The organism is Microbacterium sp. A8/3-1, from assembly GCF_040267695.1.
GTDB classification, from domain to species: Bacteria; Actinomycetota; Actinomycetes; order Actinomycetales; family Microbacteriaceae; genus Microbacterium; species Microbacterium luteolum.
In genome coordinates this window covers 1,469,223-1,480,657 of sequence record NZ_CP158357.1, presented here as the reverse complement: position 1 = coordinate 1,480,657, position 11,435 = coordinate 1,469,223, and the positions used below count along the sequence as shown (strand labels likewise).

General features: G+C 68.8%; 10 protein-coding genes, 2 pseudogenes and 1 riboswitch. Of the genes and pseudogenes, 3 read left to right on the top strand and 9 right to left on the bottom strand.

Going from position 1 to position 11,435, the window contains the following annotated elements; genetic code table 11:
* The first annotated feature begins 67 nt into the window (after positions 1 to 67).
* On the top strand, positions 68 to 565 hold the full coding sequence (locus ABS642_RS07410) for a YfcE family phosphodiesterase (protein WP_350352804.1): 498 nt from the start codon (positions 68 to 70) through the stop codon (positions 563 to 565).
* Complete coding sequence (locus ABS642_RS07405) at positions 562 to 1,050, top strand: GAF domain-containing protein (protein WP_350352803.1); 489 nt, start codon at positions 562 to 564, stop codon at positions 1,048 to 1,050. The genes ABS642_RS07410 and ABS642_RS07405 overlap by 4 nt, the downstream gene beginning before the upstream one ends.
* 9 nt (positions 1,051 to 1,059) lie before the next feature.
* On the opposite strand, the gene ABS642_RS07400 is transcribed toward ABS642_RS07405, so the two are convergent.
* From ABS642_RS07400 to ABS642_RS07385, 4 genes are all read right to left on the bottom strand, one after another.
* Positions 1,060 to 2,790: a beta-galactosidase family protein gene (locus ABS642_RS07400; protein ID WP_350352802.1), complete on the bottom strand. Its 1,731-nt coding sequence runs from the start codon at positions 2,788 to 2,790 to the stop codon at positions 1,060 to 1,062.
* A 100-nt stretch (positions 2,791 to 2,890) separates the two neighbouring features.
* Entirely contained in the window at positions 2,891 to 4,246 is a 1,356-nt protein-coding gene (locus tag ABS642_RS07395; RefSeq protein ID WP_350352801.1) for a sugar ABC transporter substrate-binding protein, read from the bottom strand.
* A 66-nt stretch (positions 4,247 to 4,312) separates the two neighbouring features.
* Positions 4,313 to 5,158 (bottom strand): carbohydrate ABC transporter permease, encoded by an 846-nt coding sequence (locus ABS642_RS07390; protein WP_282217513.1) that lies wholly within the window; start codon positions 5,156 to 5,158, stop codon positions 4,313 to 4,315.
* A 46-nt stretch (positions 5,159 to 5,204) separates the two neighbouring features.
* Complete coding sequence (locus ABS642_RS07385; protein WP_282214046.1) at positions 5,205 to 6,122, bottom strand: sugar ABC transporter permease; 918 nt, start codon at positions 6,120 to 6,122, stop codon at positions 5,205 to 5,207.
* 159 nt (positions 6,123 to 6,281) lie between these two features.
* On the opposite strand from ABS642_RS07385, the gene ABS642_RS07380 reads away from it, so the two are divergent.
* Entirely contained in the window at positions 6,282 to 7,268 is a 987-nt protein-coding gene (locus ABS642_RS07380) for a LacI family DNA-binding transcriptional regulator (protein ID WP_350353414.1), read from the top strand.
* Positions 7,269 to 7,274: 6 nt separating this feature from the next.
* Here ABS642_RS07380 and ABS642_RS07375 read toward each other — a convergent pair whose 3' ends face one another.
* The 5 genes and pseudogenes from ABS642_RS07375 to ribD form a co-directional block, all read right to left on the bottom strand.
* A complete protein-coding gene (locus tag ABS642_RS07375) occupies positions 7,275 to 7,628 on the bottom strand; it encodes a Fe-S protein (protein WP_350352800.1) in 354 nt (117 codons plus the stop codon).
* Positions 7,629 to 7,681: 53 nt separating this feature from the next.
* A complete protein-coding gene (ribH, locus tag ABS642_RS07370) occupies positions 7,682 to 8,155 on the bottom strand; it encodes a 6,7-dimethyl-8-ribityllumazine synthase (RefSeq protein WP_350352799.1) in 474 nt (157 codons plus the stop codon).
* On the bottom strand, positions 8,152 to 9,420 hold the full coding sequence (ribA, locus tag ABS642_RS07365; RefSeq protein WP_282214043.1) for a GTP cyclohydrolase II: 1,269 nt from the start codon (positions 9,418 to 9,420) through the stop codon (positions 8,152 to 8,154). The genes ribH and ribA overlap by 4 nt, the downstream gene beginning before the upstream one ends.
* Positions 9,417 to 10,052, bottom strand: a pseudogene (locus ABS642_RS07360) (riboflavin synthase); the annotation flags it as partial. The pseudogene ABS642_RS07360 and the gene ribA, both read right to left, overlap by 4 nt.
* Positions 10,053 to 10,148: 96 nt before the next feature.
* Positions 10,149 to 11,153: pseudogene (gene ribD, locus ABS642_RS07355) on the bottom strand (bifunctional diaminohydroxyphosphoribosylaminopyrimidine deaminase/5-amino-6-(5-phosphoribosylamino)uracil reductase RibD); the annotation flags it as partial.
* Positions 11,154 to 11,225: 72 nt separating this feature from the next.
* Positions 11,226 to 11,373: riboswitch (FMN riboswitch) on the bottom strand.
* Positions 11,374 to 11,435: the final 62 nt, after the last annotated feature.

Here is an 11,435-nt window from a genome sequence, read left to right as displayed (position 1 = left end):
GGGACTCGGGCGAGTTTACGCCTTCCTGAGTGTTGGCTGTGTGCGATGCTCCGCTAGCGTGTCGAGGATGACGACGCGGATGCTGCTGCTCGCCGACACGCACGTGCCGAAGCGGGCGAGACGATTGCCCGACGTCGTCCTGCGGGCGGTCGACGAGGCCGACATCGTGGTGCATGCGGGGGACTGGGTCGACGTGCCGACGCTCGACCTGCTCGAATCGCGGGCTCGCTCGTTCCACGGGGTCTACGGCAACAACGACGGCCCCGAGCTGCGGGCACGGCTGCCGGAGATCGCCCGGTTCACGGTCGAGAACGTCGACGTCGCGGTCATCCACGAGACCGGTGCGGCCACCGGTAGGGAGGAGCGGATGGACGCCGCCTTCGCCGGCGTCGATCTGCTCGTCTTCGGGCACTCGCACATCCCCTGGGACACCGTGTCGCGCGCGAGCATGCGGCTGCTGAACCCCGGATCTCCCACGGATCGCCGCCGTCAGCCGGTCTGCACCATGATGTGGGTCGCGATCGATGGTGCGTCGATCGAGGCGACGCTGGTGCCGGTTCGATGAGCGAGATGCCGGTCTATCGCGCGCCGATGCGCTCGCGCGACGATGCGGTACCCCGCGGCGTGGGGCCGGAGCGGGCGCTCGAGCTCGGCATATGCGGCATCGGCGGCAGGCTGGAGCCGGCTCCAGACTCACTGGCCGAGGCGTTGGTCACCGCGGACGCGCAGTCCGGCATCCGGTTGGCATGGCGTATCGAACGGTTCGCGAAGGCGCCCATCGGTGCGTTCGTGTGGACGAGGGATGTCGACGGCCTGACCTATCTCGGACGCATTGCCGGCCCCTGGGAGTATGACCCCGGAGAGGACGCCACCGCCGCGGACCTCGTACACATCCGCCGCTGCGAGTGGCTCGCTGAACCGATCGACCAGGCGGAGGTGCCGGCCGGTGTGCGGGCCACCTTCGCCCGTAATGGTCGGAACTGGCAGCGCATCCACGATGATGATGCCGAGCGGTTGTCCGCCGGGCTCTGGCACACGTACCGCGACTGAACGCCGCCGTCACTCCTCCGTGTCGCCGAGGGACAGCGCGCTGACGAACGCCGCCCGCGGTGCCACGAGGTTCTCCAGCTCGAGCACGACGAGACGGTTCGCACCCGCGCGGGTCGCAGGCGCGGGGACGTACAGCGTGCGCTGCGGCCCGTTGCGCCAGTAGCGGCCGAGGAAGAATCCGTTGACGAACGCGTAGCCCTTGCTCCACTCCGACGTGTCGACGAACAGGTCGCTCGGCTCCTCAAGGGAGAAATCTCCGGCCCACGCCCGCGGTCCGTCTGCGGTGTCGGCGCCCGATCGTTCGCCGAGCTCCGCGGCGATGGCCGCGACGTCGAGCGGCGTCGAGCGCCATCCGGTCAGAGGCACTCCGTCGAGCGTCACCGCGCCGAGCAGCCCCTTCTCCTCGCCGAGTCGATGGTCGTAGTTCACGCGACCCTGGTCTTCGACGAGGATGCTGAGCAGGCCACCGGCCGGGATCCGGACGGTGCGGTCGTGGCGCGTCCGGGAGGCGGTGCCGACCGGCTGCCCGTCGACGCTCACCCACGCGAGGTCGCGGACGTCGTCGACGGCGAGCAGACCGCCCGCGCCATGCAGCTCGACGTCGTAGCGCACGAGGGCGCTGAGGTGCGAGAGGTCGTCGAACGTCTGCGGCCGGTCGGTGACGGGACCGGATGCCGCGGCATCCGTCCACGTGCCCAGGGGAGCGAGCGCGACGTCGAAGGCCGGCGCCGCGGCGGTCCGGGTCGGAAACTCCTCGGGGACCGGGGCGTATCTCGCGATCACCTCGCGGAAGGCGAAGAACTTCTCCGTGGGGTCGCCGGCCTCGTCGAGCGGAGCGTCGTAGTCGTAGGAGGTCACCAGCGGCAGGTAGCGGCCCTTGTCGTTCGCGCCGTTGGTGAGCCCGAAGTTCGTGCCGCCGTGGAACATATAGATGTTCACGGAGGCACCGGCGGCGAGCAGCACGTCGAGGTCGGCAGCGGCGGCGGCGACGTCGGTCGTGTGGTGCACGCCGCCCCACCAGTCAAACCACCCGTCCCAGAACTCCGAGCACATCAGAGGTCCGGTGGGCTGGTGCTTCCGGAGCGTCGCCAGTCGCTCGGCGCTGCGCGAGCCGAAGGAGCCGGTCTTGTGGAGCTCGGGGAGGCTCCCGTCCGCCAGCATCTGATCGACGGGCTGATCGACCGTGGTGAGCGGCACGGTGATGCCCGCATCACGGGTGACGGCGACCAGTGCCTCGAGGTACGCCTTGTCGGCGCCGTACGCACCGTACTCGTTCTCGATCTGGACGAGCACGACGGGCCCGCCGCGGTCGATCTGCCGCGGCGCGACGATCTCGTAGACCCGACGCAGGTAGGCGCTCACGTCCGCCAGGAACGCCGGCTCCGAGGAGCGCAGCTCGCGCTCTCCGCCGGTGAGCCAGACGGGGAGACCGCCGTTGTGCCATTCGGCGCAGATGTACGGTCCGGGCCGGACGATCGCGTCCATCCCCTCCGCGTGCACCAGGTCGAGGAATCGACCGAGGTCGTTCCATCCGCTCGCGTCCCACTCGCCGCGCCGCGGCTCGTGCGCGTTCCAGGCGACATAGGTCTCGATGGTGTTCAGGCCCATGAGCCGCGCCTTGTGGATGCGGTCCTGCCACTGGTCCGGGTGCACCCGGAAGTAGTGGATGGCGCCCGCGATCACCTGGTGCGGCTGTCCGTCGCGGAGGAAGTCGGCGTCGCCGATGGAGAAGGAGGTCACGTTTTTCGCAGTGCTTTCGGTGGAGGATCGGGCCGCGCTGGGGACTCCTCGGTCCCTGAGCCTGTCGAAGGACCCGGGGCCCCCAGCGCGGCCGATGGCATTACTTGTTGACGGCGAAGCCCTGGTCGTTGCCGTACTCGACCAGCGCGTCCTGCCAGGCGGTGAGGCCCTCGTTCAGGTCGCTGCTGTTCTGGTACGACTGCCCGACGGTGTCGCCGAAGATGCTGTTCGCGTAGACCTGGTAAGGCAGGTAGCTCCAGCCCTCGACCACGTCATCGGCGGCAGCCGCCAGGACCTCGTTGATCTTCTGGCCACCGAAGTACTCCGGCGCGTCGGACAGGAAGTCCTCGCTCGACAGCTCAGCGGTCGTCGACGGGAAGCCGCCCGACTCGAGGAAGATCGAGATGCTCTCCTCGGAGTTGTTCAGCCACCACAGGAAGCCCGCAGCGAGTTCCGGGTTCTTGCTCTGCTTCGTCACTGCCTGGCCGCCGCCGCCGTTCTCCGCGCTCGCCGCCTTGCCGTCGTAGGTGGGCATCGGCGCGACGCGCCAGTCGCCGGCGCCGTCGGGAGCTCCCGAGATCAGGTTGCCCGGCATCCAGGCGCCGATCACGAGCGTGGCGATGCTGCCGTCGCCGAGGGCGCGGAACCACTCGTCGCTCCAGCTGCTGGTCGGCGCGACGAGGTCCTCCTCGACGAGGCGGTTCCAGTTCTCGGTCCACTTCTTGGAGCCCTCGTCCTGCAGGTCGAGGGTGACGTCGGTTCCCGAGGTCGCGAACGGCTTGCCGCCCGCCTGCCAGATCATCGACGTCGCGAAGCCCGCGTCACCGGTGTCGTTGGTGATGTACGCGTCGGGGTTCGCCGCGTGGATCGCCTTGGCGGCCTCGTAGTACTCGTCCCACGTGGTCGGCACGGCGATGCCGGCCGCGTCGAAGACGGCCTTGTTGTAGAAGAGCGCCATGGGGCCGGAGTCCTGGGGGAGGCCGTAGATCGCGTCGCCGTCGGTCACGGAGTTCCAGGTCGAGGCGGTGTAGTCGTCCTCGAAGTCGGCGAAGCCGTACTGGGAGAGGTCGACGAAAGCGTCGGTCAGGGCGAACTGCGGCAGAGCGTAGTACTCGACCTGCACGACGTCCGGAGCGCCGGAGCCCGCCTTGATGGCGTTCTGCAGCTTGGTGTACTCCTCGTTGTTGGTGCCCGCGTTGACGAGGTTGACCTTGACGTTCGGGTACTCCTTCTCGAACGCTGCGACCTGGTCCTCGGCGGACGGGGTCCACGACCAGTACGTGATCTCGCCGCCCTTCTCAAGGGCCGCCTCCACGGAGTCGAACGAGCCGGTGCCGGAGCCGCCGCCGGCGTCTCCGCTGCCGCCGGTGCTGCAGCCGGCCAGCGCCAGCGCTGCCACGGTTCCTGCCGCGAGCACTGCGAGGGTGCGCCGCGTCGGTGAGGGAAGGTGCTTCATTGCTGTGTCCTTTCGGGGGGTGCGATCCGGCATCGGAGCGCGGGGGTGATGCAGGGGTACGGGAGGCTACTGCTTGACGCTTCCCGCGGTGAGACCTGACTGCCAGAAACGCTGCAGCAGCAGGAAGGCGATGACGATCGGGATGATCGTGAGGAGCGAGCCCATGATCACGAGGTTGTAGATGGGCTGGGATCCGGCACCGATCGCCTGCGAACTCCACTGGTTCAGGCCCACGGTGAGCGGGTACCAGGCGGGGTCCGACAGCATGATCAGCGGCAGGAAGTAGTTGTTCCAGGTGGCAACGACAGTGAAGAGCGCGACGGTCACGATGCCCGGAGCGAGCAGCCGCATCGAGATCGTGAAGAACGTGCGGAACTCTCCTGCACCGTCGATGCGCGCCGCCTCGAGCAGCTCGGTCGGCACCGACTCGGTGGCGAACACCCAGATGAGGTACAGCCCGAACGGACTGATCAACGACGGGATGATGACCGCCCACGGCGTGTTCGTCAGTCCCAGTTCGCTGAAGAGCAGGAACGTCGGGACCGCGAGCGCCGTGCCGGGCACCGCGACCGCTCCGAGCACGACGGCGAACACCGCGCGGCGGCCGGGGAAGCGGTACTTCGCCAGACCGTAGCCCGCCATGGTGGCCAGCAGCGTCGCACCGCCGGCGCCCACCACGACGTAGAGCAGCGTGTTGCCCAGCCAGCGCAGGAAGATGCCGTCGCGATACGAGAACGTGGCTGCGAGGTTGTCGAAGAACGCGAAGTCGTCGGCGAACCAGAGGCCGAACGAGCTGAACAGTCCCGACTGGGTCTTGGTCGAGCTGAAGAGCAGCCACACCAGGGGAACGAGCGTGTACAGCGCGTAGACGACCATGACGATCAGCAGCGTGTTGGACTTGCGCGGGTTCATCGGGTCGTGGCGCTTGCGCGAGGTGCGGGCGAGGGGGAGTGCCATGTCAGCGCACCTCAGACTTCGAGCCGCGCAGCTGCACGACGTAGGCGATGACCGCGGTGATGACGCCCATGATGATGGCGATCGTCGCGGCGTAGTTGAACTGCTGGCCCGCGAACGACAGGTTGTACGCGTACATGTTCGGCGTGAAGAACGTCGTGATCACGTTGGGTGCCAGCGGGCGGAGGATGTTGGGCTCGTTGAACAGCTGGAAGCTGCCGATGATCGAGAAGATCGTCGCGATGACGAGGGCTCCGCGGACGGAGGGGATCTTGATCGAGAAGATCGTGCGCCAGGCGCCTGCACCGTCGAGCGAGGCGGCCTCGTACATGTCGGTGGGGATCGTCTTGAGCGAGGAGTAGAAGATCAGCATGTTGTAGCCGACGAACTCCCACGTCACGATGTTGCCGATCGAGACCAGCATCCATTCCTTCGCGAAGGGGGTGACCGCGTCGATGCCGAGGAAGTCGTTGACGTTGCTCGCGAGACCGAACTGGTCGCCGTAGATGTAGCCCCACATGAGAACGGCGACGACGGCGGGCACGGCGTACGGCAGGAAGATGATGATGCGGAAGAAGGATGCTCCGCGCAGTCGGGCGCTGTCGAGGGCGAGTGCCGCGCCGAGGGCGAGGATCAGCATGATCGGCACCTGCACGACGAGGAAGATCAGCACGCGGCCGAACGCCTCCCAGAACTGCGGGTCGCTCAGCGCGCGGACGTAGTTGTCGAGGCCGACGAACGCGGTGCCGCCGATGAGCTTCTCCTGGAAGAAGCTCAGGTAGAGCGCGTAGGCGAGCGGTGTCAGGAACACCAGGGCGAACACGACCATGAACGGGCCGACGAAGGCCCATCCCTTCCAGTCGCGCTTGTCGCGGCGTCGGATGCCGAGGGCTCCGAGTGCTGCGGGGTTTTCAGTCGTCATCGACGAGACCTTCTTCGAGTAAGTGCGCTCGATGCGCCATGTGTCTACGTCAACATATGCGATCGACTGCTAGTGTGTCAACGTCAACATATGAATGGATGGTTGATCGTGTCCTCGGAGCATCTGGCAGAGCCCTCGCAGCGTCGTCGCGAGCCGTCGATGGAGGACGTGGCACGGGAGGCCGGGGTCTCCGGTCAGACCGTCTCGCGCGTGGTGAACGCCCGCGGATACGTCGGCGCCGCCACGAGAGAACGCGTCGAAGCGGCCATGCAGAGCCTCGGCTACCGACCGAACAGCGCCGCCCGCGCCCTGCGATCCGGTCGCTTCCGCACCATCGGCGTGGTGATGTTCTCGTTCAGCTCGTACGGCAACCAGCGCACGCTCGACGCGATCGCCGTGCGCGCCGCGCAGCTCGGCTACGCCCTCACCCTCATCCCTGTCGAATCGAGCGCGGGGGAGACGGTCGAAGGCGCCTTCCGCCGACTCGAGGAGCATGCGGTCGACGGCATCATCATCGTGATCGAGGCTCATCAGCTCGATGAGGCCGACATCGAGATCCCCGCCGCGCTGCCGGTCGTGTTCGTGGACTCGAACCGCGGCGACCTGCATCCGTTCGTCGACACCGACCAGGCTCAGGGAGCGCGGCTCGCGACCGAGCATCTGCTCGATCTCGGACACGACACGGTCTGGCATGTCGCCGGGCCGGCGAAGTCCTATTCCGCGGAGCGACGTCGTGAGGCCTGGCGGGCGACCCTCGACGCGCGCGACCGCGCCATCCCCGAGGTGCTGCAGGGCGACTGGTCTGCCGCATCCGGCTATGAGGCTGGCCTCCGTCTGCGCGAGATCGACGATGTGACGGCGGTGTTCGCCGCGAACGACCAGATGGCGATCGGCGTGCTGCGCGCGTTCCGCGAGGTGGGTCGCGAGGTGCCGGGCGATGTCAGCATCGTCGGTTTCGACGGACTGCCGGATGCCGCGCAGCTGTGGCCACCGCTCACGACCGTTCAGCAGCATCCGGAACGTGTCGGCGCGCTTGCGGTCGATGCCCTTCTCGCCGAGCTCGACGGGGAAGAGCGGGTGCATACGCCGCTCGTCGGCACCGAGCTCATCGTGCGCGAGAGCACGGGCACCCCGCGGGTCCGCTGAGGTCGCTCAGCGCCAGAGCAGCGCGAGAGCGGCGTTCGTGACCGCCAGGATGCCGATGAGCCAGAACACTGGCGACGGCACGGCCGCCCCTCGCTTCTGACGCGCCATGCCGATGCCGAGCATCGCGCCGATGACCAGCAGAATGACGAGCTTCGTGCCGATCTTGACGTAATTGAGGTCGTAGTCGATGCCCCACGGCGCCGCCAGGGCGAGACCGGCGAGACCGGCGATGGCCAGGCCGTAGTCCATGATCTTGGTGATCTTGCGCTCTCCGCCGAATGCCTGCACGGCCCAGGAGCCGAAGAGCACGGCGAAGCCGATGAGGTGGACGAGCACGACGATCAGGCGCAGGGTCTCCATGCGCTCACCGTAGCGATCCCGACCGATATTCCGCCAGCAAGGCGAGGCTGACCTCAGCCGCGAAGCTCGCGTACCAGGAGGGCAGTCCGCAGCGCGGCATCCGCGGCTTCGGCGCCCTTGTCCTCCTTGGAGCCCGCAAGCCCCGCACGGTCGAGTCCCTGCTGCTCGTCGTCGAGGGTCAGCACGCCGAACCCGACGGGCTTGCCCGCATCGAGCGAGACCCGAGTGAGGCCGTCGGTCGTCGCCGCCGACACGTACTCGAAGTGCGGTGTGCCACCGCGGATGATGACGCCGAGAGCGACGACCGCATCCGCTCCGCCCGCGAAGGCGGCCTGCGCCGCGATCGCCAGCTCGAACGACCCGGGCACGCGCACCACGCGGTGCGTCGCCTGGGCCTCGTCCAGCACGCGCTCGGCTCCGGCGATCAGGCCGTCGGAGATCGCCTCATGCCAGGTGCCGGCGATGATCACGACGTTCAGCCCGCGGCCGTCGATCTTGTCGGTCTTCGGTGCTCCTGCGCCGCTCATTCGTGGTCCTCTCCGTGGGCGAGAGCCTCTGCGAGCTCGTCCGCGCCGATGATGTGACCCATACGGTCACGCTTGGTCTCCAGGTACTGGTGGTTGTTCGGGCCGACGCCGACGATCAGGGGCACCTGCTCGATGATGTCGAGTCCGAGCTCGCGCAGCTGCGTCACCTTGTCGGTGTTGTTCGTGAGCAGGCGCACGCGCGAGACCCCGAGGTCGTTCAGGATGCCGGCCGCCGCCGCGTACTCGCGGGCATCGGCGGGGAGGCCGAGCGCGAGGTTGGCGTCCACGGTGTCGAGGCCCTCCTCCTGGAGGCTGTAAGCCCGCAGCTTGTTGATGAGTCCGATTCCGCGTCCTTCGTGTCCGCGCATGTAGACGACGACGCCGCCCTCCTTCTCGATCGCGTCGAGTGCCGCGTCGAGCTGCGGTCCGCATTCGCACTTCAGGGAGCCGAAGGCCTCGCCGGTCAGGCACTCCGAGTGCACGCGCACGAGGGCGGTGTCGGTGAGCTCGCCGGAGACGACCGCGAGGTGGTCGGTGCCGGTGACACGGTCCTTGTAGGCGAGGAAGCGGAACGTGCCGTGGGTCGTGGGAACGGTCGCGTCGGCGCGCAGGCTCACACGGCGACCACGAACAGCTTTCGGCGTCGCCCCCTCGGGGTCGATCTCGTTGAGATGCGCGATCAGCTGCTCGATCGTGATCACGGGGACGCCGTCGCGGGCGCCGAGTTCCAGCAGTCCGGGGAGGCGCATCATGCTGCCGTCCTCGGCCACGACCTCGGCGATGCCGCCGACCGGCTGGAGGCCGGCGAGCTTCATCAGTTCGACGGCCGCTTCGGTGTGGCCGCTGCGCTCGCGCACGCCGCCGTCGACGGCCCGGAGCGGCAGGACATGACCCGGGCGGATGATGCTCGTCGCGGTCGACGCCGGGTTCGCCAGCACGTTCAGGGTGTGGGCGCGGTCGTGTGCGCTGATGCCGGTGGTGACGCCCTCCGCGGCATCCACGCTCACGGTGTACGCGGTGGAGCGGGCATCCTCGCTCGCGGCGACCATCGGCGGCAGGTTCAGGCTGTCGGCGAGGTCGGCGGGCATGGGGGCGCAGATGAAGCCCGACGACCAGCGCACGGTCCAGGCGACCCACTCGGGGGTGGCGAGCTCGGCCGACAGGATGACGTCGCCCTCGTTCTCGCGGTTCTCGTCGTCTGCGACGAGGACGGGGCGCCCGGCGCGCAGCGCTTCGAGGGCCTCGGGGATGGTGGAAAGGCTCATCGCGAGCCTCCTTCCGGTGCAGCGGCGGTGGTCGGCCGGAACGCGAGCAGGCGCTCGACGTGGCGGGCGAGGATATCGGTCTCGAGGTTCACGCGGTCGCCCACGGCACGGGTGCCGAGAGTGGTCGCGGCGAGGGTCTCCGGGATCAGCGAGATCTCGAACCAGTGGCCACCCTGGGTCCCTGAGTCGCCCCGGGTCCCTGAGTCACCCTGGGTCCCTGAGCTCGTCGAAGGGGCGGCGCTGACCGCGCTCACCGTGAGCGAGGTGCCGTCGACGGAGATCGAGCCCTTATCGACGACGAGCGGGGCGAGATCGTCCGGCAGGCTCACTCGCAGCACGCTCCACTGGGCTCCGGGACGCACCTCGAGGACCTCGCCGACCCCGTCGACGTGGCCCTGCACGATGTGGCCGCCGAGACGCGCGCCGACGGGCATGGCCTTCTCGATGTTCACGCGCGTGCCGACGGTCGCCCCGCCGATCGCGGCGACGTCGAGGGTCTGCTTCATCACGTCGGTGTCGAACGTGTCTGCGGTGGATCCCACGACGGTGAGGCAGACGCCCGACACGGCGATGGACTCGCCGTGCACGGCATCCGCCGCGGCCTTGGGGGCGCGCACGGTCAGACGCCAGCCGTCGCCTGAGGGCGCGATCGCGGTGATCTCGCCGATCTCCTCGATGATTCCGGTGAACATCAGTCGATTCCTTCGTTCTGAGAGAGGGTCGTCGGCGGGCCGCGCGATCGCGAGCAGGTCGGGACCGAGGGGGAGCCATTCCGCCACGGTGAGGCGGCGGGCCTGGTCGATCGAGGCGACGCCGATGTCGGTCAATGCGAGGCGGTCGCCGCCGAGCAGGACGGGAGCGATGTAGGCGAGCACGCGGTCGGCGAGACCGGCGGCGATGAACGCACTGGCCAGCGTCGGCCCGCCCTCGACGAACACGCTCTGGATCCCTCGGGCGTGCAGATCGGCCGTGACGGCCTGCAGATCGTGGGTGTCGTAGAACAGGGGCGGATGCGGATGCCGGTGCACCGCGGCATCCGACGGCGTCGGACGCGTTCCGATGACCACGGGGATCGGCTGGTTCGGGTGCAGCGCATCGCCGTGCCGCGCCGTGAGCGCCGGGTCGTCGGCCAGCACGGTGCCGGTGCCGACCGCGATGGCATCGGCCTGCGCGCGACGGAGGTGCACGTCGGCCCTGGCCGCGGGACCCGTGATCCACTGGCTCGAGCCATCGGCGGCGGCAGCCCGCCCGTCGAGGCTCTGCGCCCACTTCACCGTGATGTGCGGGCGGCCCAGACGCTGAGCGGTGAGCCATCCGTCGATCAGTGCATGTGCGGCATCCGCCTGCTCCCCGGACTCGACGCTCACGCCGGCGGCGCGCAGACGCTCGGCTCCGCCACCCGAGGCGACGCCGGGGTCGTCGAGCGCGTAGACGACGCGGGAGACGCCGGCTTCGATGAGCGCCACGGCGCAGGGGCCGGTGCGTCCGGTGTGGTTGCAGGGCTCGAGCGTCACGACCGCGGTCGCTCCTCGGGCCGCGCCGGGAGCGAGCTTCGACAGCGCGTCGACCTCGGCGTGCGGCGTGCCGGCACCGTGGTGCCAGCCCTCTGCGAGCACCTCGCCGTCGGGGGAGAGGATGAGTGCACCGACCTGCGGGTTCACGCCGCGCGGGCCGCGGGCGGCGAGCTCGAGCGCACGGCTCATCGCCTCGCGCTCTGTCCCGTTCACTGCCATCCGTCGTCCTCCTGTGAGGCTCCGGAGCTTCTCCTGATCGGAGAGGGGAGACAGAAGGCGCGCACAGCTGCGCCTCGTGCTGCCTCCCTTCCGGACTAGCGAGGTCTCCCTCACATCACCGTCGGTCCCGGAATTCCACCGGATCGGCATCTCGGATGGACCGAGACGCTCGCGGACTGTCACCGCCGGTTCGGATTCTCACCGACCCCGGAGCACGTTTGATGCTCTGAGTGTACTCAACGCGTCTGAGGACATTTCATTCCGCGTCATCGAGCGGCGCGT